The 23,263-nt window shown below is 69.2% G+C and carries 23 protein-coding genes; 11 read left to right on the plus strand and 12 right to left on the minus strand.

Annotated elements, in window-relative coordinates; genetic code table 11:
* Window positions 1-429 precede the first annotated feature (429 nt).
* The 5 genes from U9J66_RS22450 (at window position 430) to U9J66_RS22470 (ending at window position 4,689) form a co-directional block, all read left to right on the plus strand.
* Entirely contained in the window at window positions 430-1,503 is a 1,074-nt protein-coding gene (locus U9J66_RS22450; RefSeq protein WP_326338622.1) for a chaplin family protein, read from the plus strand.
* Between the two features lie 115 nt (window positions 1,504-1,618).
* Entirely contained in the window at window positions 1,619-2,470 is an 852-nt protein-coding gene (locus tag U9J66_RS22455) for an SURF1 family cytochrome oxidase biogenesis protein (protein WP_199806192.1), read from the plus strand.
* Window positions 2,471-2,477: 7 nt separating this feature from the next.
* Window positions 2,478-3,311 (plus strand): class I SAM-dependent methyltransferase, encoded by an 834-nt coding sequence (locus tag U9J66_RS22460; RefSeq protein WP_014909176.1) that lies wholly within the window; start codon window positions 2,478-2,480, stop codon window positions 3,309-3,311.
* A gap of 83 nt (window positions 3,312-3,394) precedes the next feature.
* Window positions 3,395-4,204, plus strand: coding sequence for a TIGR02452 family protein (locus tag U9J66_RS22465; protein WP_326338623.1), 810 nt, complete (start codon window positions 3,395-3,397; stop codon window positions 4,202-4,204).
* Window positions 4,204-4,689: a GNAT family N-acetyltransferase gene (locus U9J66_RS22470; RefSeq protein ID WP_014912757.1), complete on the plus strand. Its 486-nt coding sequence runs from the start codon at window positions 4,204-4,206 to the stop codon at window positions 4,687-4,689. Before U9J66_RS22465 ends, U9J66_RS22470 begins: the two co-directional genes overlap by 1 nt.
* Window positions 4,690-4,747: 58 nt before the next feature.
* Here U9J66_RS22470 and U9J66_RS22475 read toward each other — a convergent pair whose 3' ends face one another.
* Together U9J66_RS22475 and U9J66_RS22480 are read right to left on the minus strand one after the other, a co-directional pair.
* Complete coding sequence (locus U9J66_RS22475; RefSeq protein ID WP_326338625.1) at window positions 4,748-5,365, minus strand: TMEM175 family protein; 618 nt, start codon at window positions 5,363-5,365, stop codon at window positions 4,748-4,750.
* 266 nt (window positions 5,366-5,631) lie between these two features.
* Window positions 5,632-6,639: an STM4015 family protein gene (locus U9J66_RS22480; protein WP_326338627.1), complete on the minus strand. Its 1,008-nt coding sequence runs from the start codon at window positions 6,637-6,639 to the stop codon at window positions 5,632-5,634.
* A 173-nt stretch (window positions 6,640-6,812) separates the two neighbouring features.
* On the opposite strand from U9J66_RS22480, the gene U9J66_RS22485 reads away from it, so the two are divergent.
* Together U9J66_RS22485 and U9J66_RS22490 are read left to right on the plus strand one after the other, a co-directional pair.
* Window positions 6,813-7,064 (plus strand): Smr/MutS family protein, encoded by a 252-nt coding sequence (locus U9J66_RS22485; protein WP_014912425.1) that lies wholly within the window; start codon window positions 6,813-6,815, stop codon window positions 7,062-7,064.
* 299 nt (window positions 7,065-7,363) lie between these two features.
* Complete coding sequence (locus U9J66_RS22490) at window positions 7,364-8,515, plus strand: DUF308 domain-containing protein (RefSeq protein WP_326338628.1); 1,152 nt, start codon at window positions 7,364-7,366, stop codon at window positions 8,513-8,515.
* Between the two features lie 136 nt (window positions 8,516-8,651).
* On the opposite strand, the gene U9J66_RS22495 is transcribed toward U9J66_RS22490, so the two are convergent.
* Complete coding sequence (locus U9J66_RS22495) at window positions 8,652-10,127, minus strand: ATPase (protein ID WP_017532977.1); 1,476 nt, start codon at window positions 10,125-10,127, stop codon at window positions 8,652-8,654.
* A gap of 112 nt (window positions 10,128-10,239) precedes the next feature.
* Window positions 10,240-11,169 (minus strand): PfkB family carbohydrate kinase, encoded by a 930-nt coding sequence (locus tag U9J66_RS22500; RefSeq protein ID WP_326338629.1) that lies wholly within the window; start codon window positions 11,167-11,169, stop codon window positions 10,240-10,242.
* Between the two features lie 150 nt (window positions 11,170-11,319).
* Here U9J66_RS22500 and U9J66_RS22505 point away from each other — a divergent pair, with 150 nt between their 5' ends.
* Together U9J66_RS22505 and U9J66_RS22510 are read left to right on the plus strand one after the other, a co-directional pair.
* Entirely contained in the window at window positions 11,320-12,120 is an 801-nt protein-coding gene (locus U9J66_RS22505; protein WP_326338631.1) for a VOC family protein, read from the plus strand.
* Window positions 12,121-12,217: 97 nt separating this feature from the next.
* Window positions 12,218-13,009 (plus strand): VOC family protein, encoded by a 792-nt coding sequence (locus tag U9J66_RS22510; RefSeq protein WP_017532980.1) that lies wholly within the window; start codon window positions 12,218-12,220, stop codon window positions 13,007-13,009.
* Between the two features lie 39 nt (window positions 13,010-13,048).
* Here U9J66_RS22510 and U9J66_RS22515 read toward each other — a convergent pair whose 3' ends face one another.
* The 5 genes from U9J66_RS22515 to U9J66_RS22535 all read right to left on the minus strand — a co-directional run bounded on the left by U9J66_RS22515 (window position 13,049) and on the right by U9J66_RS22535 (window position 17,757).
* Window positions 13,049-14,620: a long-chain-fatty-acid--CoA ligase gene (locus tag U9J66_RS22515; RefSeq protein WP_042285822.1), complete on the minus strand. Its 1,572-nt coding sequence runs from the start codon at window positions 14,618-14,620 to the stop codon at window positions 13,049-13,051.
* A 72-nt stretch (window positions 14,621-14,692) separates the two neighbouring features.
* Window positions 14,693-15,583, minus strand: coding sequence for an amidohydrolase family protein (locus U9J66_RS22520; RefSeq protein WP_161110882.1), 891 nt, complete (start codon window positions 15,581-15,583; stop codon window positions 14,693-14,695).
* Window positions 15,584-15,666: 83 nt separating this feature from the next.
* Complete coding sequence (locus tag U9J66_RS22525) at window positions 15,667-16,308, minus strand: hypothetical protein (RefSeq protein ID WP_326338632.1); 642 nt, start codon at window positions 16,306-16,308, stop codon at window positions 15,667-15,669.
* 61 nt (window positions 16,309-16,369) lie between these two features.
* A complete protein-coding gene (locus U9J66_RS22530; protein WP_017532984.1) occupies window positions 16,370-17,209 on the minus strand; it encodes a DMT family transporter in 840 nt (279 codons plus the stop codon).
* 71 nt (window positions 17,210-17,280) lie between these two features.
* Window positions 17,281-17,757: an Lrp/AsnC family transcriptional regulator gene (locus U9J66_RS22535; protein ID WP_014910270.1), complete on the minus strand. Its 477-nt coding sequence runs from the start codon at window positions 17,755-17,757 to the stop codon at window positions 17,281-17,283.
* Window positions 17,758-17,945: 188 nt separating this feature from the next.
* Here U9J66_RS22535 and U9J66_RS22540 point away from each other — a divergent pair, with 188 nt between their 5' ends.
* Both U9J66_RS22540 and U9J66_RS22545 read left to right on the plus strand, forming a co-directional pair.
* A complete protein-coding gene (locus U9J66_RS22540; RefSeq protein WP_042285824.1) occupies window positions 17,946-19,253 on the plus strand; it encodes an MFS transporter in 1,308 nt (435 codons plus the stop codon).
* A gap of 522 nt (window positions 19,254-19,775) precedes the next feature.
* Window positions 19,776-21,065 carry an MFS transporter gene (locus U9J66_RS22545; protein ID WP_017532985.1) on the plus strand — a complete coding sequence of 430 codons (1,290 nt, stop codon included), beginning with the start codon at window positions 19,776-19,778 and terminating at the stop codon, window positions 21,063-21,065.
* Between the two features lie 69 nt (window positions 21,066-21,134).
* Here the strand turns inward: U9J66_RS22545 and U9J66_RS22550 are convergent, their stop codons facing one another.
* The 3 genes from U9J66_RS22550 to U9J66_RS22560 form a co-directional block, all read right to left on the minus strand.
* Window positions 21,135-21,875, minus strand: coding sequence for an anti-sigma factor (locus tag U9J66_RS22550; protein WP_326338636.1), 741 nt, complete (start codon window positions 21,873-21,875; stop codon window positions 21,135-21,137).
* Window positions 21,869-22,459 carry an ECF RNA polymerase sigma factor SigK gene (gene sigK / locus U9J66_RS22555; protein ID WP_084570331.1) on the minus strand — a complete coding sequence of 197 codons (591 nt, stop codon included), beginning with the start codon at window positions 22,457-22,459 and terminating at the stop codon, window positions 21,869-21,871. Before sigK ends, U9J66_RS22550 begins: the two co-directional genes overlap by 7 nt.
* A gap of 154 nt (window positions 22,460-22,613) precedes the next feature.
* Window positions 22,614-23,252, minus strand: coding sequence for a fasciclin domain-containing protein (locus tag U9J66_RS22560; protein ID WP_326338639.1), 639 nt, complete (start codon window positions 23,250-23,252; stop codon window positions 22,614-22,616).
* Window positions 23,253-23,263 lie beyond the last annotated feature (11 nt).

The following is a 23,263-nucleotide window of genomic DNA, read 5'->3' on the forward strand; positions in this document are numbered from 1 at the left end:
TAGTCTTCTTTTCGATGAACTCCCGAAATTTTTTCACCCCGAGTCGTGACACAGGGTCACTGTAATGCGACTTGTAGTAGCTCTATGCAACCCTTGGGCCTGCGAGTATGCCCGTTCGTAGTGGAGCATGAGCATATGGTGATGATGTGTGTGGTGGGCGATTCCTGAAACGGCCTGCGCGCCCGCCCGCTCTGCTCTAACGTTTCGGTCCGTTGGCGGTCGTCCATGGAACGAACTCCGAAAGGGTCGAACCGTCACCCCTGCACGTATACGCGGGCCACCCCGCCGTCCCGACTCCGTCGCGGACGGGCCCGCCCACCGTGCGACCCGTCCACGCGGCCGTACAGAGACCGCCGGGAATCGGGCGCACGGACCTCGCGCTCCGCTCGGCGCGTCCTCTGGCAGTCTTCAGAAAGGTCCAGCCGCACCATGCGCAACACGTTCCGTTACTCCTTCGCCACCGCTTTGACCGCGGGTCTGGTGATCGCGCCGCTCAGCGCCGCCTTCGCCGACGCCACGACCAGCGGTGCCGGCGGTGTGGGAAGCGGCAACCAGATCGTCGTCCCCGTGGACGTCGAGGCCGACCTGTGCGGTAACTCGATCGCGGTCCTCGGCATCTCGCAGGCCCAGTGCACCAAGGTGTCCGAGGTCCTCTACGAGACCAGCGGCCAGAGCGCCTCCACCGACGGTTCCGGAGGCGCCGCCTCCGGCAACCAGATCGTCGTCCCGGTCGACGCGGCCCTGGACATGTGCGGTGACTCCGTCGCCGTGGCCGGTGTCTCCGAGGCCGACTGCGTCTCCGTCGTCGAGGCCCTCCAGGAGGAGTCGGAGAAGACCCCCTCCACCCTCGACACCGACGGTTCCGGCGGCATCGCCTCCGGCAACCAGCTCAACGTTCCGGTCGGCGCCGCCATCGACATCTGCGGCAACTCCGTCGCCGTCCTGGGCGGGGCCAGCGCCGAGTGCACCACCATCATCAACATCATCCAGGCCACCCCGGAGAACACGGGGAACCCGGCCAACAGCGCCTCCACCGACGGTTCCGGAGGCATCGCCTCCGGCAACCAGGTCTCGGTCCCGGTCTCCGCCGCCGTCCAGATCTGCGGCAACGCCGTCTCCGTCCTCGGCATGGCCGAGGCCGCCTGTGTCACCAAGATCTCCGACGAGCGCGAGAAGCCCGAGGAGGAAGAGGAGCAGGAGGAGACGGAGACCGAGGAAGAGACCGAGACCGAAGAGGAGACGGAGACCGAAGAGGAGACCGAGCAGGAGAAGGGCGAGGAGAAGGAGACGGAGAAGGAGGAGGAGAAGAAGGAAGAGGAGACCTCCTCCGGCACCTCCGACGACAAGCCCGCCCCCGTCGACCAGGCCGGTGGCTCCGAGCTCGCCGTCACCGGCGGTGCCCTGAGCGGTCTCGTCGCCGCCGCCCTGGCCGCCATCGGCGCCGGTGGCGCCGGTCTCTACTTCGCCCGCCGCAAGCGTCGGGCCGCCGCCGAGGAGATCTAGGCTCCCGCGCCTCGGAAACGACCCCGACCGGGGGAACACCGCTCCGGCCGCATTGACACCTCCCCGACACGGGGGCGGTGTGGTGCGGTCGGAGCCGTCTCATAACCTCGAAGACGTGCTCAAAGTCCTGTTCTCCCGTCGCATGCTGGCCTTCCACGCGCTGGTCGTACTGCTCGTGCCCGCCTTCATCTGGCTGGGCTTCTGGCAGCTCGACCGGGCCGGTCAACGCGCTTCGGCCGTCGACCTCCAGCGGGGCAACCTCGCCGCCGAACCCGTCTCGGTGGACGAGATCGCCTCCGTGGACGAACCGGTCTCCCGCGACGACCGCTGGCGCACGATCGAGGCCACCGGAACCTGGGACACCGACCACCAGCTCCTGCTGCGCAACCGGGACGGCTCCCAGGGGGTCGGATTCCACGTCCTCACCCCTCTGATCACCGAGGACGGCACCGGCCTGCTCGTCAACCGGGGCTGGATCGAACGAGGGGAGACAGCACAGGACACCCCCGAGATCCCCGAGGTGCCCGAAGGAACCGTCGAGTTGACCGGGCGCCTCCAGATCGGCGAGACCGAGGAGAACACCGGCCTGCACGGCCGCGACGGACTGCCCGAGGGGCAGATCATGATCGTCGACGTGGCGGAGCTCTCCGACGAGCTGCCGTACCCGATCTACGACGGCTACATGGAGCTCACCGGCCAGGACCCGGCGCCCGAGTTCGTCCCCGAGTACGTCGAACTGCGCGAAGAGGACAGCGGGATGAGCGCCTCCTACGCCGTCCAATGGTGGGTGTTCAGCGTCGTCGCCGTCATCGGGTGGATCGTGCTCATCCGCCGTGAGCTGCGCGATGCCCGACAAGAGGACTCCGAGGGCGACGGCGCGCTCACGAACGGCGACACTGGTGGGGGACCCGCCGGGGAGACCTCCGGCGTCGACGAAGAGGAACAGGTCCCTCGGACCCGGACGTAGGAGCGGTGTGCACGACAGCGTGAACGAGGAGCCGGAGTACCCGACGCCCGGCGGGGTGGAACGGCGTTCGATGACGACCGAGGAGAGCGCCAGAGCGGGACGCCGCTGGTGGGACGGGGCCGCCGACGCCTACCAGTTCGAGCACGGCGACTTCCTGCGCGACGTCGGGTTCGTCTGGTCGCCGGAGGGCGTCGACGAGGCCCGTGCCCGGCTGCTCGGCGACGTCGCCGGGGCTCGGATCCTGGAGATCGGCTGCGGGGCCGGGCAGTGCTCCCGTTGGCTTCGCGACCAGGGCGTGGGCGAGGTCGTCGCCTTCGACGTGTCCCTACGGCAGCTTCAGCACTCCCGTCGGATCGACGAACAGACCGGACTGCGGGTGCCCACGGTCCAGGCCGACGTCCAGAGGCTGCCGTTCGCCGACGCCTCCTTCGACGTGGCCTTCTCCGCCTTCGGGGCGTTCCCGTTCGTGCCCGCGGCCGAGGCGGCGCTCGCCGAGACGGCCCGGGTCCTGAAGCCCGGCGGTCGCTTCGTGTTCTCGGTGACCCACCCGATCCGGTGGTGCTTCCCCGACGATCCGACCGAGCACGGGATGACCCTGCGCCAGTCCTACTTCGACCGCCGAGCCTACGTCGAGGAGGACGAGCACGGTCGGGCCCTGTACGCCGAACACCATCACACGGTGGGCGACTGGATCCGCGGTCTCGTGGCGGCCGGCCTGGTCGTGCGCGACATGGTCGAACCCGAGTGGCCCGAGGACAACGATCAGGTGTGGGGCGGCTGGGGGCCGGTCCGCGGCCGTGTCCTCCCCGGTACCGCCATCTTCGTCACCACCAGACCCTGACCTCCCGCCCCGGGCGCGGTGAAAATCGCTTGGGGGCGGTGGGGCCGGTTCGTTAGCGTCGGGGGCCGATGAGAGGAGCGACGGTGTCCCAACGCTTGCGTGAGGTGTGGCGACAGACCAGGGAGGCCTACGAGAGGGGCTCCTACCCGGTGGAGGGGCGGGAGGTGGACCTGACCGCGCCGCTGACCGAGATGCGGTCCGGCACCCGCCTGCACACGCCCGAGGAGATCGCCTCGCTTCCGCTGCCCGAACCGCGGTTCGAGACCCGGTACGAGGTGACCGGAGAGGACACCCTCGCGGCCGCGCGAAGACTGACCGTCGAGACCGGCGGCCGTGTCGCGGCGCTCAACTTCGCCTCCGCGCGCAACCCCGGCGGCGGTGTGGCCAACGGCGCGCGGGCCCAGGAGGAGAGCCTGGCCCGATCCAGCGCCCTGTACGACTCGCTGATCCGGTGTCCGGACTTCTACGCTCACCATCGGGCCGAACGGAGTCTTCTGTACAGCGACCGGGTGATCTGGTCGCCGAGCGTGCCCGTCTACCGCGACGCCCGGGGAGACTGGCTGCCCGAGGCGGTGCCGGTCGACATGCTCACCTCGGCCGCGCCCAACCGAAGGATGGTGGAGCGCAACCAGCCCGAACAGGCGGATTCCGTGTCGCCCGCGCTGGAGTCCCGGGCCCGCGCGGTGCTCGCCGTGGCGGCCCACCACGGGGCCTCGCGCCTGATCCTGGGGGCCTGGGGATGCGGGGTGTTCGGCAACGACCCGGCCGACGTCGCCGGAGCGTTCGGGAAGGGGCTCCACGGAGAGTTCGACGGGATCTTCGAACGGGTCGTGTTCGCGGTGTTGGACCGCGATCCGGGGGTAGGGCGACCCTTCGAGGAGGTCTTCACCTGATGAACGCGTGGAGCGGTGACTGGGAGAGCGAGGGGCCCGAAGGGGTCCTGATCAGGAACGCGGTGCCCGAGGACTACGGGCGGATCGTCGCGGTCTGTGACGAGTGGTGGGGGAGACCGGTGGCGCACATCCTGCCCCGGCTGTTCCTGGACCACTTCCACACGACGATCCTGATCGCGGAGAAGGGCGGGGAACTGCTCGGTTTCCTGGTGGGGTTCCCCAGCCCGACGAAGGCGGACGAGGCCTACGTGCACTTCTCCGGTGTGGCTCCGGAGCAGCGTCGGTCGGGGCTGGGCCGGGAGATGTACCGGCTGTTCCTCGACGCCGCGAGGGACGACGGACGAACCGTCGTCCGGGCGGTCACCTCTCCCGTCAACGAGCGGTCGATCGCCTTCCACCGTTCGATCGGGTTCGCCGTGACGGGGCCGCACGAGGGGTACGACGGCCCCGGCACGGATCGGATGGCCTTCGAACTGCGGCTCTGACCGGGCCCGGAGGGCAGGAGACCCCGCGCCCGATCCGGCTTCGCCCGCTCCGTCCGGACTATGCGTCCCGCTCGGGGCTCTCTCGGTAGAAGCGGTGGATGCGCCGGTCGGGGATCACCCAGAGGACGGCGACGAGCACGAAGGCGACGAGCGCGATCCCGATACCGACCCCCGCCTCACCGGGGTCCAGGATCGCCGCGACGATCCCGACGAGATACAGGACGGGCGAGGCCTTGCCCTTCCAATCGCTTCCGATGGCCCTCTTGAGGGGGGAGTCCTTCCCCTGGACCCGGATGATCGTGCTCTGGAGGACGAAGTAGGCCAGGGCCATCAGTAGAAGAACGACGCCGTAGAGGATCACAGGGACCTGCGCGAAGCTCGTACTGTCCATCCACGAGGTGGTGAACGGCAGCAGGGAGATGAAGAACAGCAGGCCGAGATTGGCCCATAGGACCCTGCCGTCGACGCGGTCGGCGACCTGGAACATGTGGTGGTGGTTGTTCCAGTAGATGCCGACGTACACGAACGACAGCAGATAGCTGAGCAGGCCGAGGCCGGTGGTGGCGAAGAACGACTCGAAGGTCGCGGCCTCGGGCTGGACCAAGCCCAGCACCATGATCGTGATCACGATGGCGAGCACGCCGTCGCTGAACGCTTCGATCCGTCCGGTATCCATCGCACCCGTCCCGCGAGTCGGCGAGGCCCCGCCGGGAGCCCCGTGTCGAGGCGGCCTCGATGATCGGTGGAAGGCGAGCACCATCGACCAGGGCTGAGCGGCCCCGGCGAGGAACCTTCACTCTTCCGATGCTGCCACCCTCGGCGTTCTCGGCGATGTTCCTCGGCGCGTGTCCGTGTCTTCGAAGGTGGAGGACGGGCCCCGGGAGACCCTCCGGTCTTCGAGGCCCGCCTCGACACACGAGTGGGGCGGGATGCCCCCGCTCTCTATTCGGAGGCCGAGGTGTAGTACATGGGCCCCTCGTCGGGATCCTCGTCGTCCGGCTCCAACCGGTCCGACAGGTCGACCTCCACACCGTTCTCGGCGAAGGCGGCGCGCACCCGCTCCTCCATCTCCTCGCTCAGGTAGTGGTGGTGCAGGTCGAGTTCGCGCAGCCCGGAGAAGGCCGCGGCCCGTTCGACGAGCACCCGACCTCCCTCATCGGTGAGGATGCCCAGGGACAGGTCCAGCACCTCGAGCCGCTTCAGGAGGGGCGCCTCGGCCAGGACCGGGATCCACTCGTCCAGCCTCTCGGCGTTGCGCACGCCCAGATAGCGCAGCTCGGGGAAGCCCTCTCCCGAGAGCAACGGGGCCAGGTCGCCGGGTGAGGTGTCGCCGCCGTAGTCCTCCACCCCCAGCCACAGCTCCAGGCGCTCCAACGCCGGCAGTCCGGAGGAGGCGATCCCCCGGGTGGCGGAACCGGGCAGCCCACCGCTCTCGACGGTGAGGGAACGCAGCGACCCGTGCGAGGGCACGTGCAGGGAGAGCTCTCCGGTCCTGATGGCGCCCGCGGCGCCCCGCACGCCCAACTCCTCCAGGTGGGGGAAGGCCTCCAGGAGAGGACTCAGGTCGGTCTGGCAGATCCAGGAGAGTTCGCACTCGTCCCAGCCGACGTCGCCGACGAAGACGGAACGCAGGTTCGGAAACGCGTCGGCGTGCTCGACGAGCAGATCCACCGGCTCGGCCATCTCCCTGCCGCCCCAGAGACCGAGGGTCATCGCGGACACCCGCTCGCCCCCGACCTCGGAGAGGAAACGGGTGAGGTGCCGGGCTCGTTCGTCCGGCTCCATCCACGAAGTGCCGTCGACACGCAGCCGCCAGGCCACGGAGCCCACGTCGGCGGGGGTGCCATCAGAGCCCGCGGCCTGTCGCAGTTCGCGCCGCCACTCCTCCTCCGTCGTCTCTTCGGGGAAATCCACCACGGGCAGGCCTGTGAACTCGGTGAGGTTGTCCAAGGGAACTCTCTTCTCAGGAGGTGAAATGCCTCCCATGCCTAACAGTTCCGGGCGACAGATGGACACGGCCTCGGTGGAGACCTTGTGGCCTCGCCCCGGGGCGGGTGGCGTGCGCGGGCCCTGCGGGGACCGTGCGCGTATCATCCGTGCCAACCGGACCGGGAGGTACGAACGTGCGACTCAAGCTCGACCTGCATGACATTTTCAATAAGGGACGTGACATCGATCGGGCACTCGACGACATCATGGACGAGGCCGAACGCAAGAAGGCCAAGACCATCGAGATCATTCCGGGCAAGGGATCGGGCCAGTTGAAGAAGCGGGTCCTACGCTTTCTCGACCGGAAGGACGTCAAAGCGCGCTACCACCGTGTGGAGAAGGACTCGAAGAACTTCGGCCGTCTGTTCGTGCACTTCAAACACTGATTCATGTTCTCGGAGAGCGTCGAATCGGAGCGTTCTCGAGGTGGGCCGTCCCTTCCGTGTCCAAGGGTCTTGAGCCACCTCTGAACTGGGAAGACGCCGATTTTCGCTCTTGGTCGTCCTGTTCATGGACGGAAAGCGGAGCGGTGCTCGTTCCGTCTCGGCGTCGACGCTTTCGAGGCACGGCAGGGCGGTTCGAGTCGAGTATCACCCCGCGAGGCGGCCGTTTCCACGGAAAGGCCGCTGGTACTTTGTGCTCTGATGCGCCGAGCATCCTCCACCCCCCTCCCCGAGGAGCACGAATGAACTCGCCCGGGCCACGCGATCCCGCCGGGTATTCCGCCCAGGAACTGGCCGACCCGCGCATCGACTCCGAGACCCTACGGCGGATCGCCGCCGTCCGACCGGACCTTTGGCCGTCGATCCTGCGTCACCCGAACTGTGATGGAGGCCTGGCCGCGCACATTCGGCAGAACACGCCCCAGGCCGCCCCGCCGTCGCAGACCGGCCCCCGCCCGCCGATGGGAGGGCCGCCGCAGAGCGGTCCCCAGGCCCCTATGGGCGGTGGCCCCCTCCAGACCGGCCCCCAGGGGCCCGTCGGCGGGCCGCGGAACGGACCCGTGCCTCCTGTGGGCGGACCCGGGCGGCCCGGGCAACCTCCGATGGGGGGAGCGCCGCAGACCGGGGCGCAATCCTCGCAGGCGGCCTCCGGTGCCAAGGACCTGGCGAACGGCGCGAAGACCTACTTCGCCGACACCGTCGCGCCCGCCGCCATGAGCGCGGCCCGGACGGTGAGCGAGAGGTCCGGTGAGGGTTCGGGCGCCGTGCACTGGACGATCTGGGTCCGCTTCGCCGTCCCCGTGCTCGCGCTCATCGGGGTCATCTCGCTCTTCATGCCGATCGCCTCCGCGTCCTACCGGGGCTACTCGGTGAGCGTCAACTACTTCTCGGAGGAGGCGCCCCCCGGCGAGGGGGCCGTCATGCTCATCGGGTTCATCGCGGTGATCGCCTTCTCCGTGGTGTCGCTGATGACCGGTAAGAAGTGGGCCGTCATCACCGCGGGCGTCCTCGCCATCCTCTTCGGCCTCGTCGGTACGATCAACGGCTTCGGCAGCGGCTCGTCCGCGAGTGGTCAGGCCTACGCCTCCGCCGGTTCGGGCGCGATCCTGCTGGGGATCTCGGGGCTCCTGTTGCTCATCGCGGCGATCGTGACGCTTCTCCCGAAAAAGGTGTTCGCCGCCGGGCAGCAGCCCGTTCGGCCTCAGGGGTTCGCCCCGCCGCAGCAGTACCCGCAGCAGCAGGCGCCTCCGCCTCAGCAGCCTCAACAGCAGGGCTTCCCGCCCCGGCAGCAGTTCCCCCCGCCTGGGCAGTACCCCCAGCAGGCGCCTCAGCCTCAGCGGCCCCCGCAGCAGCAGGAGCCTCCGACCAGGCCCTTCCCGCCGCAGCAGCCCTGACGGGAGCGGAGACGAACCGATGTGCCCCTCGGCCCCGCCGAGGGGCACATCGCCATCTCGGACCGTTTCGCCCACATGCCTCTTGAGGAGCGCGGAGCGTTTCGTGCGCCGGGGAGATCCGGACGCCGGTGAGAACTCACGCCCGACCGTACAGGGTGGGTAGGTCGATCAGTCGGATGTCGTGAGACGTCTCCGCCTCGGCGCGGGCCTTGTCGTTGAAACCGCCACCGCTGAAGCAGAACAGGCGGGTTCGCTCGGTGTCGTAACGTCCGCCTCTGGCGATCAGTTCACGGATATGTCGGAGACGCTCGATGTGGGCGGCGCCCATGGTGTCGTTCCACTTGGCCTCACCGATACCCAGCAATGGCGGCCTCCGGCTTCCATCGGGGATACCGACGATGGCCACGTCCACCTCATGACCGGTGCGCGCTCGAGTGTCGTGCACGATTCCGTGTCCGACCCGGGCCGGCAGGCCGCCGAGAAGATCAGGATCGGCGTGATGCAGGGCCCACTCACGACAGACCTGCTCGAAGTGCGGCCCCAGGACGTTGCTGACGAAACGGCGACGGCTCGCCTGCCAGACCCGGGACGCGCTTCCCGGGCGTTCCAACTGGTCCCATACGGGGCGCATGATCGCGTGGTAGAAGGCGATCAACGGTTCGGAGATGCGATAGGTGGGGCGGTTCTCCCGAAAGGCGTCCGAGTCTTTGTGCAGTAGGCCCGCGTCTTCGAGAACGTTGATGGGGTGGGCGATGTCCGTGGCCTTGCGTTCCATGTGGCTCGCGATGCCACCGCGAGTGGCGTTGCCGTCGGCCACGGCTCCCAGAACCGAGAGATAGAGGGCGGTATCGCGCAGATCGGGTTCCTCCGCCAAGAGATAGCGTGCCTCTCGGAAGAGCGGGGTCTCGGGGTTGAGGACAGTACGGACGACCCAGTCGTCGAAGTCTTCCGGCCCGCTCGGTGAGTCGCCACGGGCGAACTCACGACGGTAGGCGGGGGTGCCACCGACGATCGCGTTGACCTTCATCGCCAGATGGGGGTCGGTGATGTCCCAGAATTCGGCGGCGAGTCGATGATCGAGAGGGCGGACGACCAGTTCCAGGCCGGCGCGCCCTCGAAGGGGAGCGTTTCCGGACAGCAGCCTGCCCATGAACGACAGGGCCGAGCCGCACAGCAGCATCCGGGTACGTGAGGAGGCACGCTGTTCACGCAGTGGACGGAACGCCTCCTGGATGATGGAGGGGAGCTCCGGATTGGCCTTGACCAGGTAGGGGAATTCGTCGATGACCACGGGTACCGGCCGCTCCGCTCCGAGTGCCAAGAGCGAATCGACGACCTCTGACCAGTCGGCGAAGTGGTAGGGGGTGGGGGGACGGACATGCGCGGTGAGCGCGGCACTGATTCGGCGCAACGACTCGGTATCCGTTGCCTCGGTCGCTCCGAAGTAGAAGCCTTCCTCGGCCCGACAGGCGGCGTCCAGAAGGAAGGTCTTGCCCTGACGGCGACGCCCGGAGACGACACCCAGGGTCGCGCCGGGCTGTTCGTCGGTGATGAACCGGGACAACGCCGACCACTCGTAGTCGCGGTCGAACATCTCGGAGGGCTTGCGCATGACGACCACCCTGAGCGATTAATAGAAGTACAGTTAATAGAAGTGTACTCCTATATTTGATCCAGGCTATGGATCGTCCCGCTCAGCGGCCTGAATCGTCCTTCGGGAACCGCTACCGGCGGTGCTTTGCGAGGAAGGCCTCCAGCTCCTCGACGCGGGGGGAGGTCGACGGGCCTCGGCGGGTGACGGCGAGGGCGGCGGCCGCGTTGGCGCGGCGGGCGGCCTCGACCGGATCGGTCCCCCGGGACAGCCCCGCCGTGAACACGCCCACGTGGGCATCGCCGGCGCCGTTGGTGTCCACGGCGGACACCGGGAACGCCGGAACCGGGACGACCCCGGTCTCCTCCCGGGCGACCAGGCAGCCCCGGGCGCCCCGGCGCAGCACCACGACACCGCCGGGGGCGATCCGCTCGACCAGCAGGGCGGCGGCCTTCTCCTCGTCCGTCTCGTCGGAGAGCGTCGCGGCCTCGTCGGAACCGAGGCTGAGGACCTCCACTCGGGGCATGACCCGCTCCAGGGTCCGTGTCGGGATCATGCCCGCGACCGGGGCCGGGTCGAGCACGAGTCGCGTCCCGTCGGCGAGCCCTTCGAGCCAGGTCGCCAGTTCGTCCGCGCGTTCCCCTGGCAGGAGCGAGTACCCGACCGTGTAGACGAAGTCGCCCGATGCGGGGCGCAGCCGCCGCAGATCCGCCAAGGGCAGGTCCACCTCGGCCCCGAGCCTCGTGACGAAGGTGCGTTCGGCGTCGGAGTCCACCATGACGACGCAGAAACCGGTGTCCTCCGGCCTGGGCGGGTGCGCCACCGCCACCCCTTCGTCCCGAAGGGCGGCCCTGACCAGGTCTCCGTTCGGCCCTGTGCCGTGCGCCCCTCCGTAGACGACCTCCATGCCGGCCCGGGCGGCCGCCGCGATCACGTTGAACCCGCCGCCCGGCAGTGTTACGGCCGAGCTCGCGAACGCGCCCCCGCCGGGCACGGGCACGGAGTCCACCTCCATCACGACGTCGATGATCACCGGTCCCACATGGTGGAGGCGTCCGTGCACGGAGGGTTCCTTCCTCGAAGGGCGGTGGTTACGTCCGATGATCATCCCGCACTTCTCACATGGGGTGATTGTCGAGTTTTTGCCGGTCGATCTCCTTCCGGTGTGCTCATGCGCCTCAGACTCGTGGGGGAGGCGAGAAGGAGGAAGCACATGATCACCACCGACTTCGTCGTCGGCTCGCCCCGCTGGCTCGAGTTGGGGTCCGACGCCCCGATCGTTTCGGCCGACTTCTACGGGAGGGTCTTCGGCTGGCGCACCCAGACGATGGGGGAGCGTTTCGGGGACTACCTGGTCATGAGGTCGACGGGGGAGGCCGTGGGCGGGATCGGTCCGCGCATCGTCGACGACGAACCACCGGCCTGGACGCCCTACTTCCACACCGACGACGTGGAGACGAGCGTCCACCGGGCCCGCGACCTGGGCGCGACCCTGGAGGTGGAGCCCACCGACGTGCGCGAGCTGGGACGTATGGCACACCTGACGGATCCCCAGGGAGGCTGGTTCGCCCTCTGGGAGCCGGGGACGTTCTCCAGCCTGCAAGCGGTCGACCGGCCCAACACCCTGTGCTGGGTCGAGATGTGGACCCCCGACGTCCAAGGCGCCAAGGAGTTCTACCGGGGCCTGTTCGGCTGGCGCTACGACGACATCCTTCTACCGGGCGGCGACAGCGCGTACACGACCCTGCGGCCGATCGGCATGGGCGAGGAGCGCTATTTCGGCGGGTTCATGGGGGTCGCCCCGGAGCAGCTCCCCAGGACCGACGGCGCCGCCGACTGGCATCCGATCTTCCAGGTGGCCGACTGCGACGCCACCGCGAGCGCGGTCCTGGACGCGGGAGGCCGGGTGCACATGGGCCCGGAGTACGCGCCCGGGGTGGGTCTGACCGCGGTGTGCTCGGACCCGTCGGCGGCGGGCTTCGTGCTCCTGGATCCGGAGGGCGGCCACGGCTGATCCGGGGCGAGGGATTGTCGAGACTTTGCCGGTCGGATCCCCGGAATGTCGGCGTCGCGAAGCACACTCGTGGGGGAATCTTCACTGGAGGCGGAGCATGATCACCACCGACCATCTTCCCGGGTCACCCTGTTGGATCGACGTGGCGAGCCCGGATCCCGAGATCACGGCCGAGTTCTACCGGCGCCTGTTCGGTTGGGAGGCGGAGTCGGCCGGTCCGGAGGCCGGCGGGTACGTGAACTTCAGGCTGAACGGGGCCCTGGTGGGGGCGATCAGCCCCACGAGGGACGAGGAGCAGCCGATCGTCTGGTCCATCTACCGGTACACCACGGATCTGGACGAGACCCTGCGCGAGGCCACCGCTCTGGGCGCCACCGTCCACGTCGAGCCCATGGACGTGCTCGATCTGGGCCGGACCGCCTACCTGACCGATCCCCAGGGGGGAGATCTCTCGCTCTGGCAGCCCCGTTCGTTCTCCGGCCTGGAGTTGACGGACGCGCCCGGCGCCCTCATGTGGACCGAGATGTGGACGCCCTCCGCCCAGGGGACCAAGGACTTCTACGGTGGCCTCTTCGGCTGGGAGTTCACCGACATCGAGCTGGAGGGCTCCCAACGGTACTCGATGATCCGTCCGGCCGGCACGGGGGAGGACCGGTACTTCGGCGGGGCCATGGAGATGACGCCGGACCAGCTGCCGCAGACCGACGGGAAGGGCGACTGGCATCCGGTCTTCCACGTCATGGACTGCGACGCGGTGATCGCCGAGCTCCGGGACGCGGGCGGCCAGGTTCTCATGGGGCCGGAGGACGCCCCGGGCGTGGGACGCCTGGCGGTCTGCTCCGACCCGTTCGGGGCCGGGTTCGTGCTGCTCACCCCGTCGCCGATGTGAGGGCGTGGCGCCCGGCGTCCGACGCCGGGCGCCACGACGCTACTGGCGGGAGACGGCGGAGGCGCCGCCGCGCAGCACGTACTTCTGGATCTTTCCGGTGGCGGTCTTGGGCAGGCTCTCCACGAACTCCACCTGGGTGGGCGCCTTGAAGTGGGCGAGGTTGTCACGGGCGAAGGCGATGATCTCCTTCTCCGTGGCGGTCTCCCCCTCGCGCAGGACCACGGAGGCGCGCGGGGTCTCGCCCCAGCGTTCGTGCGGCACCCCCACGATGGCGACCTCCAGGACCGCGGGGTGTCGCAGCAGCACCCCCTCCACCTCGACGGAGGAGATGTTCTCCCCGCCCGAGATGATCACGTCCTTGATCCGGTCCTGGATCTCCACGTAGCCGTCCGGGTGGGTGACCGCGGCGTCACCGGTGTGGAACCAGCCGTCGCCCATCGCCTTCTCCGTGGCCTCGGGGTCGTTGTAGTAGCCGCTCATCACGACGTTGCCGCGCACGGTGATCTGGCCGACGGTCCTTCCGTCCCAGGGCACCTCGACGCCTTCGTCGTCGACCACACGCAGCTCGCCCGAGGTGATGAGCTCGACCCCCTGCCGGGCCTTGAGGGCGCCGCGTTCGCGCGTGGACAGCCCTTCGTGCTCGGGTCGTCGCTCACAAACGGTGATGAAGGGCGTGGTCTCCGTGAGGCCGTACACGTGGGTGACGGTCCAGCCGAAGTCGCCCTCCAATCGCTCGATGGTTTCGGCGGCGGGAGAGGCGCCGGCGGTGACCACGTGCACGCCGGACGGCACGTCGCCGCGCACCCTCTCGGGGGTGTTGGCGAGCATGATGAGCACGGTCGGGGCCGCGCACAGCCAGCTCACCTCCTCCTCCCTGATCAGTTCGAACACGCGTGCCGGGTCCATGGCGGGCAGGCACACGTGGGTGCCTCCGGCCGCCGTCACCGTCCAGGTGTAGGTCCACCCGTTGGCGTGGAACATGGGCAGGGTCCACAGGTAGCGCTGTCCCAGCTCGATCCGCAGGTGCAGCAGGGTGCCCACCGAGTTCATGTACGCGTTGCGGTGGGTGATCATCACCCCCTTGGGGCGGGCCGTGGTCCCCGAGGTGTAGTTGATGGTGAGCAGGTCGGTCTCCGAGATCTCCGGGCGCTCGAAGCCGGGGGAGGCGTCGGCGATCAGCGCCTCGTAGTCCTCCCAACCCTCGCGGGCGCCCTCCAACGCGATGAAGCGCTCCACCCCCGGCATCCGGTCCCTCACCGAGTCCACGGCGTCGAGCTGATCGGCGTGCACGCACAGCACCTTGGCGCCGGAGTGCTCGACGATGTAGACGAAGTCCTCGCCGGTCAGCCGGAAGTTGACGGGGACGAGCACCGCGCCCAGCTGGGGCACCGCGTAGAACGATTCGAGCTGGGCGTGGGTGTTGGGCGCGATGTAGGCGACCCGGTCGCCCTTGACGACCCCCATGCCCTGGAGGACGGACGACCAGCGGTCACAGCGGTCGAAGAACTGCTCGTAGGTCAGGCGTAGATCCCGGTCGACCACCGCCTCGCGCTGCGGGTACAGCCTGCGGGTGCGGCGGGCGAACTCCAGGGGGGTCAGGGTGAGCTCCACGGTGCCCTCTCTCCTTGGACGACGTCGTTGCGAACGTGGACGGATGATGGTTCTCGGGCCGGCGGGCCGGTCTCAGATCCCGAACAGGGCGGCGGCGTTGTCGTGCAGGACGCCGCGCAACCGTTCGGGCCCCAGATCGAGCGCGATCAGGGAACGGATCTGCTCGACGTAGGCGTAGGGGATGTTCGGGAAGTCCGTCCCCAGCAGGACCCGGTGGGAGAGGTCCCGCAGCCGGGGGAGTTCGGCGCGTGGGAAGGGGGCCGAGCGTTCGGTGTAGGGCGTGAACGCCATGGTGGTGTCCAGGCGTACCTGCTCGTACCGCTCGACCAGGTCGAGGAAGGCGGAGTACTCCGGAGCCCCGGCGTGGGCGACGATCGCGGTCAGGCGGGGATGGTCGCGCAGAACCTCGGAGAAGGGGCCCGGGCCGGTGAACCTGCCGGGCAGCGGGCCCGAACCGCAGTGGACCACCACCGGGGTGCCGGAGTCGGCGAGGGCACCCCACACGTCGGAGAGCAGTGGATCGCGGGGGTCGTAGGCGCCCACCTGGAGGTGCGCCTTGAAGATCCGGGCCCCGGAGGCGATCTCCTCGGCCACGTAGGTCGCGGCGTCGGGCTCGGGGTGGAAGGTGGCGCTGCGCAGACAATCGGGGTGGTCGGCGGCGAACCCGGCGGACCAGGAGTTGAGCCATCGCGCCATGTCCGGACGGTGGGGGTAGGACAGCGCGGTGAAGCGTCGCACCCCCAGGTCGCGCAGGACCGCGAGACGTTCGTCCTGGTCGAACCGGTAGGTGATGGGCCACACGCCCTCGCCGAGGGCGTCGAAGTAGGCCCAGACCTTGCGCAGGACGTTGTCGGGCATGAAGTGCGTGTGCACGTCGACGAGGCCGGGGAGTCCGAGTTCGCGCTGGATACGGCGGACCTCGGCGGCTTCGCCCACTTCGTGCGGTGATGAGACTTCGGTCACAGGGCACACCCTACGCCGCCCCCGAGCCGGGTTCGGGGGCGGGTGGATCCGAGGGTGTGTCACCGGAGGACGCGGGCGGAGGCTCAGACCCCGTCGATGGAGGTCACGCCCAGGAACATGGTGATGAGAAAGCCGTTCTCCTCCCACTCGTCGGAGGGGCATGAGGCGCTGACCAGGAGCTCGGTGTCGTCGAACCACTGCGCCGCCGCGCGGACGGTGCGGTTCTCCCCGTCGCTGTCGAACGTGGCCAGCCTGGTCTCGAAATCGAAGGTCTCACCCGATTCCGCCATGAGGGAGAGGGGTTCGGTGGGCTCCTCGACCGGGGTGTCCCCGGTCTGTTCGGCGACGGTCGTCAGCAGCCGGTCCACGGTGTCGATCGGCTCGTGCCCCTCCTCGCCGGCCCTCGCCACCCCGGTGGTCCGGCTGTGCATGACGTCGCAGCCGGTGTCGTCCAGCGTGGACCGGTACAGGTCCTGATCGGCGTCGTAGGTGGTCGTCCACTCGGTGCTGTGCGGTACCAGCCACACCACCTCTCCGGCTTCGGACGCCTCGGGGGTGGTGGCGGAAGAGGTCGCCTCGGCCTCGGGGGAGGACTCGACCGGCTCGGCCGTGGGGGAGCCGTCGATCTGAGCGGGGGAGAGGGGCGGGAACGTGCAGCCGGTCAGGAGCAGGCCGGCGCCGACCGTCACGAGGAGGGCGGAGGGGAGGTGCCTGTGCGTCTTCATGTCCGGTGAGACCACCGACGACGGGCCCGCGCCTCTGAGTACTTCTACTCACCCTGTCCGTTCACAGGGCGAGCAGGAGGACCCCCGCGACCACCACGGCCGCGGCCAGGATCCGCACCGGACCGAAGCGTTCGCGGAAGAACACCAGGCCGATCAGGGCGGCGAAGACGATGCTGGACTCCCGCAGGGCGGCGATACCGGCGACGGCCCCCGACAGTTGGGCCCACAGCACCAGGCCGTAGGCGCCGGCGCTGACGGCGCCGCCCGTCAACCCGACCTTCCAGATGGGGCGCAGCTGCGCCACCAGCCTCCGCCGTCGGGTGGCGATCGCGACCAGGAGGAACACCGGCCCTTGGAGCATCATCACCCAGGTGATGTAGCCGAGCGGATTCTGGGTCAGTCGCACGCCGTAGGCGTCCACCACGGTGTAGCAGGCGATGGCCAGGCCGGTGGCGAAGGCCGCCGCGAGCGCGGGGACGTGGTGCCGCTTCGGCATGCCGCCGGCGAACACCAGCACCATCAGACCCGCCGAGATCACCAGTACCCCGATGAACTCCCGAGGCGGCAGGGTCTCACCGAGGAACACCACCCCGATGAGGGCGACCACCCATGGGGCCGTCCCCCGGGCCAGCGGATACACCTGCCCGAAGTCGCCGGTCCGGTACGACAGCATCAACAGGCCGAGGTAGAGCAGATGGGTGAGGAGGGAGCCCAACAGGATCGGCCAGGCCTCGACCGGCGGCAGGCCGACCACGAACAGGAACGGCAGGGTGGCGAGCATCCCGCCCGCTCCGATGAGGGCGAACCCCAGGAGACGGTCGGTGATGGAGTGCGCGATCGCGTTCCAGGAGGCGTGTAACAGGGCCGCGATCAGGACCGCGACGACGATCGGTGTGGTCATGGGGCCTTTCGAGCCGGGAGCGAGGACGCCGCAAGGCTAGCCCCCGCCGCTCGGAGCCCCGCCGACCGGGGTCAACGCCTCCGTGTGTTGGTGGGGGTGACGCGGTGGTTGCGCAGATGTTCGTAGACGATCGACGCGCGCACGTCGGCGACCTCGGGTCGTTCGGTGAGACGGTCCACCATGAACGAGTACAGGCTGTTGTTGTCGGGGAGGGCCACGTGGACCAGGAAGTCCTCGTCGCCCGAGGTGACGAAGACCGACAGGGTCTCGGGCAGGGAGCCGACCCAGTCGCGGAAGGACTCGATGTTGTGGCGTGAGGGCTTCTCGACACTGACGGTGACGAGCGCCTGAACCGGCCGGCCGATCTCCTCCAGGTCCACGTCCAACAGTGCGCCGCGGATCACACCCTTCTCCCGCAATGCCCGGGTCCGATCCAGCGTCGTGGTGGGGGAGGCGCCCACCGCCGCGGCCACGTCGCGGTTGGTCTTCCGTGCGTCCGACTGGAGTTCGGCCAGAATCGCCGCATCAAGTTCATCAAGATCAGCCATATGGGGAGTTTACACGTACTTAATACGGTGCTTTGTTTTCTGGTCCGGCGTGTGCATAACATCTAAGGGAAAAGGTCGTATTTGGCTCGCCAGGGGGAGAACCTCACCTGGCAGGCACCGTCGCCCGCCGGTCGGCCCAGCAACGGTGCGATGACGCACCACCGCACAACAAAGGGACGTCCGTCACCATGAGACCTTCCTCTGTCGCGGCCGACACCGACCGACCGTCGGTGCGCCCTGAACCCCGGGGCCGGGTCCTGGCCCTGGTCGCGATCGTCTGCGCGGCGCTCAACCTGCGCCTCGTCGTCACCTCCCTGTCGCCCCTGTTGACCACGGTGGGCGACGAGTTCGGCTTCGCCGCCACCGTCATCGGTGTCTTCGGCACCCTGCCCCTGGTCGCCTTCGCGATCTTCGGGCTGATCACACCGGCGATCATGCGCCTGCTGGGCCCCGAGGCCACGGCGGCGCTGAGCATGCTGCTCACCGGGGTGGGCCAGGTCCTGCGCGCCTTCGCGCCCGATACCGGAACCCTGCTCGCGCTCACCGGTGTCGCGCTCACCGGAGCCGCCCTGGGCAACGTCGTGCTGCCGCCGCTGATCGCGCAGTACTTCCCCGACCGTCTCGCCGCCCTGAGCACCGTCCAGATGGTCGCGATCCACCTCGGAGCGCTCTTTCCGCCCCTGGTCGCGATCCCGCTGGCCGAGCTCGCCGGTTGGCGGATCGCTCTCGGAGCGTGGGCGGGCATCGCCCTGATCGCCTCCCTCCTGTGGATCGCCCAGTGGGTCGGTCGCGGCCGTGGAGGAACCGGAAGCCGGACGGCCACCGCCACGGGAGGTCCGGCCCTGGCCCGACCGATCCTCCGGATCGGCATGGCCTGGCGGATGGCGTTGCTCTTCGGCATGGTCACCTGGAACGTCTTCACGCTCTTCACCTGGTTGCCCACCCTGTTGAGCGACGCCGGGCACAGTCCCGCCGCGGCCGGGAGCCTGGTCTCCCTGATGGTGGGCGCGAGCCTGATGTTCGGGCTGGTCGCGCCGACGATCACACTGCGCGCGGGCAACACCTTCCCGATCGTCGCCCTCGGTCTGGCCGGCTACGGCGTCGGTTACCTGGGCGTGGCCCTGGCGCCGGGGTTCGCCCCGTTGTGGGTGCTCTTCCTCGGTCTGGGCACCAGCCTGTTCGTGGTCACCATGACCATGATCAACGCCCGCAGCTCCACACCGCGAGGCGCCGCCGCCCTGTCCGGTTTCGTGCAGGGGGTGGGGAGCGGCATCGCCCTCGGCGGGCCGCTGCTGTTCGGACTGCTCGGCGAACTCACCGGTGGGTGGACCGCCTCCTACGTCCTGGTCGCCGGGGGATCGCTGCTGGTGGCGTTGGTCGTCGCCTACGTCGAACGCACCCCGTGGACCATCGAGGCCGCCGCCGAGAGCGCACGTCCTCCGCGCGCCTCCCAGGAGCCCCGGACGGCCCTGGACCCGCTCCCCCTCCGCGGCTAGGTCGAAGGGTGTTCGTGCCGCTCGGCTTCGGGAACACGGGGGTCGTGCTTCGAAAGGTCGCGTGAGGGGCACACGAAGAATACGGAACCCGGTGGTACGCGGTGCCCCGCCGGGTCGGAACACCCGAACACGGTCGGCGTGCCCTTTCGGGGCGGCCGTCGTCGCGATCCGAGGGATCGAGGGAAGGACCTCGGGTCACATCGCCGGTGACGTCACGCGTCGGTGGGTGGACGGGGACGGTACGTGTGCGCGCGGAGTCGTTCCGTGCGCCTGAGCGGCCGATAGTGGCCATTCGCCCGGAAAAGTCAGTCATACAGTCCGAGAACCTGGCAAGTGTCCACAATGTGCGCATAATGACGACATGAACACCCCGCCCTCCGACCCCTCCTCCGTGGCCCCCGTTCTCCGCCCCTGACGGTCCCACAGCGTTCGAGGCACCGGCGATGTGGGTGGAGCAGACCGATCAGTGGGTCCGAGCCCCTCTCCGGTACCCGACGGCCACATCACGGGAAGCCGCACGCCATGACCACGGACCGGCCACAGCCGTACCTGTCCCCAGGACAGCCGGAGGACGGGGAGGGCGCGACCACCCCGCTCATCAGGAACCAGGACTTCCAGGCCCTGTGGACCAGCCGCTTCCTCGCGGGGCTGGGCAAGGAGAGCGGTGAGGTCGCCTACCCGCTCCTCGTCCTCCTCCTGGCCGGATCGGCCTCTCAGGCCGGGGTGATCGGCGCCGTCCAGGTGGCCACCACCATGATCACGGCGGTGGTCGGCGGGGCCCTCGCGGACCGGGCCGACCGTCGCGCCATCCTTCTCTTCTGCGACCTGGGACGCCTCGTACTGCTGGTCTCCTTCGCGGGACTCCTCCTCGGCGGCGACGACGTCGGGGTGCCTCTGGTCATCGGAGTCGCGGCCGCCTCCTCCGCTCTGATGGGCGTCTCCAACCCCGTGGCGGTGGCCGCGATCAAACAGCTCGTGCCCGCCTCCCAGATGGCCGACGCCTCGGCACAGAACCAGATCCGTTTCTTCAGCACCACGGCGCTCGGAGCGCCCATCGCCGGTTCTCTCTTCGGCCTGGGGCGGGCCTTCCCGTTCGTCACCGAGGCCGTCTGCTACCTGCTGTCGGCCGCGCTCCTGCTCCGTATCCGCAGACCCATGCAGGCGTCCAGGGAACCCGAACGGGAACCGTGGAGCCCGCGCGAGACGGTGAGCGGCTTCGTCCTGCTCGCCCGGCACCCCGTACTCCGCCCGATGATCGGATGGATCGTCGGATTCAACATCGCCTTCGCTCAGGCGGGGGTCTTCCTCGCTCTCATCGCCACCGCGGACGAGCGCGGCGCCTCCCACCTGGTGGTCGGTCTGACCGTGTCGCTGGCCGGGATGGGCGGGCTGGTCGGCTCCCTGCTCGCCGGCCCGGTGGTGCGGCGGCTGAGCCCCACCCGGATCTTCCTGATCACCGCCTGGTCGGCGCCGGTCTGCGCGCTCGCGCTCGTCGCCGTCCCGGGAACGCTCCCCCTCGGCCTCATCGTGGCGGTGGTGTTCGCGTTGGTGCCCGGTGTCAACGCGGTCTTCTTCGGCTATGTCGCGGCCGCCGTCCCGGACGGCTACCAGGGGCGGGCTCTGGGGGCGGTGACGTTCATGTCCCTGCTGTCCCAGCCGATCGGCATCGTCGGGATCGGGGTGGTGTTCGACCACGCGGGCCCGGTGCCGGTGTTCCTGGTGATGGCCTCGGTGTCGGCGTTGGCGGCCCTGTTCACCCTCGGCCCCACCATGCGCTCACTGCCCCCGCCGGAGGAACTCGTCGTCGCCTGACACTCACGTGCGGGACGCGGCCCCCACCGGGGAGGACGGGGGCCGCGGGTTCGGGGAGGGCTCGAGAGGTCAGTCGGTGACCGGCATCGCCATCACCGGATCCGAGGTGGGGTGTTCCGAACCGCCCTCGGGCTCGATCGTGACCGCGATGCCCTCATCCTCCTCACTCGGAGCCGCCAGCACCGGCGACACGAATCCGGAGGCGTCGACGGAGAGCACCCCCGCAGAGACGACGCCGCCATCGGCCCTGGTCAGCCAGAGCTGGTAGTCCTCCTCATCGAGGGCCTCCAGGCCGTGTGCGCTGAACACCAGGGCGCCCTGGATCTCGGAACTCACGACGGTGACGCTCACCCCCTCCATGGGTTCGGCCCTGGTGGAGATCGAGTCCGGAGAGGCGAGTACGGCGGCGATCCGCTGCTCCTCGGCCCGGAGTTCGTCCACCTGACGGCTCTGGTCGATGACGACCGCGCCCAGGACGAGGATCAGGAGCAGGCAGGCGGCCAGGGCGAGCGTCGGGAACAGGGAACGACCACGTCGTCGCGGTTCGGGGAGGCGTTCGGGGGCGGGGGCCAGCTGTCGGGTCTCGGCCACCTCCGCCAGTACCCGCTCCCTCAGCCCGGGGGGCGGGGTCCGAGCGGTGGCCGACGCCAACAGCGCCGAGGTCTCGAAGAAGCCGCGCACCTCCTGAAAACAGGACTCGCAGTGGGCCAGATGGTCCTCGAAGCGCAGGCTCTCACTCGGAGTGAGGGCGTTCAACGCGTAGGCACCCGTCAAGGTGTGCGGGTCCTGGTTCAGCGTCCTTCTCACCATTCCACCCCCAGACAGTCCCTCAGCCGGATGAGCCCGTCGCGCATGCGCGTCTTGACGGTCCCCAAGGGAGCGGAGAGCAGGCCGGCCACCTCACGGTAGGAGTATCCGCCGTAGAAGGCCAGACGTACCGACTGCTCCTGGAGTTCGGTCAGGGTCTCCAGACATCGGCGCACGCGTTCCCGTTCGAGCCGCCCCGTGGCCTCCTCGGCCACCTCGTCGTAGGGGCGTTTCGTGTCGGTGGCCGCGGCGCGGGCCTCACGGTCCCTACCGGCCTGTTCCGATCGCACGCGATCCACCGCCCTGCGATGGGCGAGGGTCATCACCCAGGCACGCGGACCGCCACGCCGTTCGTCGTAACGGCAGGCGGTGCGCCAGACCTCGACCAGGACCTCCTGGACGACCTCTTCCGACTGGGCCGGGTCGCGCAGGATCCGGCGCACCACGCCGTACACGGAAGGGGAGATCAGATCGTAGACCCGACCGAAGGCCTGTTCGTCGCCGCGCGCCACGAGGCGCAGCAACTCCTCCAGCCCGAGCGGGGCGGGATGGGCCGCGTCCTGCGGCGCGGTCACTGCCCTGTCCATCCGGATCCTTCTCGTCTCGGGGATGAGGCTCTTGGTTCGGGCGGGATACGGGAGCGACGTTCGGCCCCGGCCCGTGGTCGTGATCGGTCGGAGGGCCGGACGGTCCACGCGTCATCGCGTGGACCGTCCGGGGCCGGTTCGGTCCATCCTCCTATCAGGAGGGCATCAGCACCGTGTCGACGATGTAGACGGTCGCGTTGGAGGTCTGGACGTTGCCGCAGACCACCTTCGAGTCTCCGTCGACCGTGAACTCCTCGCCCGCGCCCTCGGTGGTGACGTTCTCGCCCTGGAGGGAGGTGAACGTGCCGTCCTCAAGCGCCTCGGGGGCCTGCTCGCCCTCCACCACGTGGTAGGTCAGCACCTCGGTGAGCCGCTCCTTGTCGTCCAGCAGGGCGTTCAGGTCCTCCTCGGGGATCTTGGCGAAGGCGTCGTCGGTGGGAGCGAAGACGGTGATGTCCTCGGCCGTGTTGAGGGTGTCGACCAGATCGGCCTCTCCCACGGCGGTGACGAGGGTGGACAGGAGCGGGTTGTTCGACGCGGCGGTGGCGACCGGGTCCTGGGCCATACCCTCGAAGCTCCCGTCGCCGTCCTCGGGCACGGCGGCGCAGCCCGGTCCGAAGTTCTCACCCGCGACCTGCGTTCCTTCGTCCATGCCTCCGCCGGTGGTCTCCTCGGTGCCGCCCGCCTCGGTGTCCTCCTCGGTGGCGGAGCCGTCCATCCCCCCGCAGGCGGTCAGGCCGAAGGCGATCGCGGCGGCAGCGGCGGCGACGGTGAGCGTGTTCTTGCTGATCATCGTTCTCTCCT

Origin of the sequence: Nocardiopsis sp. LDBS1602 (genome assembly GCF_035818715.1) — a bacterium.
In the GTDB taxonomy this organism is placed as follows: Bacteria; Actinomycetota; Actinomycetes; order Streptosporangiales; family Streptosporangiaceae; genus Nocardiopsis; species Nocardiopsis alba.

Coding starts and splice junctions, on each gene's coding strand:
- U9J66_RS22450 (WP_326338622.1), top strand. CDS start 430: ATGCGCAACACGTTCCGTTACTCCTTCGCCACCGCTTTGACCGCGGGT.
- U9J66_RS22470 (WP_014912757.1), top strand. CDS start 4,204: ATGAACGCGTGGAGCGGTGACTGGGAGAGCGAGGGGCCCGAAGGGGTC.
- U9J66_RS22475 (WP_326338625.1), bottom strand. CDS start 5,365: ATGGATACCGGACGGATCGAAGCGTTCAGCGACGGCGTGCTCGCCATC.
- U9J66_RS22490 (WP_326338628.1), top strand. CDS start 7,364: ATGAACTCGCCCGGGCCACGCGATCCCGCCGGGTATTCCGCCCAGGAA.
- U9J66_RS22495 (WP_017532977.1), bottom strand. CDS start 10,127: ATGCGCAAGCCCTCCGAGATGTTCGACCGCGACTACGAGTGGTCGGCG.
- U9J66_RS22505 (WP_326338631.1), top strand. CDS start 11,320: ATGATCACCACCGACTTCGTCGTCGGCTCGCCCCGCTGGCTCGAGTTG.
- U9J66_RS22510 (WP_017532980.1), top strand. CDS start 12,218: ATGATCACCACCGACCATCTTCCCGGGTCACCCTGTTGGATCGACGTG.
- U9J66_RS22525 (WP_326338632.1), bottom strand. CDS start 16,308: ATGAAGACGCACAGGCACCTCCCCTCCGCCCTCCTCGTGACGGTCGGC.
- U9J66_RS22530 (WP_017532984.1), bottom strand. CDS start 17,209: ATGACCACACCGATCGTCGTCGCGGTCCTGATCGCGGCCCTGTTACAC.
- U9J66_RS22535 (WP_014910270.1), bottom strand. CDS start 17,757: ATGGCTGATCTTGATGAACTTGATGCGGCGATTCTGGCCGAACTCCAG.
- U9J66_RS22540 (WP_042285824.1), top strand. CDS start 17,946: ATGAGACCTTCCTCTGTCGCGGCCGACACCGACCGACCGTCGGTGCGC.
- U9J66_RS22545 (WP_017532985.1), top strand. CDS start 19,776: ATGACCACGGACCGGCCACAGCCGTACCTGTCCCCAGGACAGCCGGAG.
- U9J66_RS22550 (WP_326338636.1), bottom strand. CDS start 21,875: ATGGTGAGAAGGACGCTGAACCAGGACCCGCACACCTTGACGGGTGCC.
- sigK (WP_084570331.1), bottom strand. CDS start 22,459: ATGGACAGGGCAGTGACCGCGCCGCAGGACGCGGCCCATCCCGCCCCG.
- U9J66_RS22560 (WP_326338639.1), bottom strand. CDS start 23,252: ATGATCAGCAAGAACACGCTCACCGTCGCCGCCGCTGCCGCCGCGATC.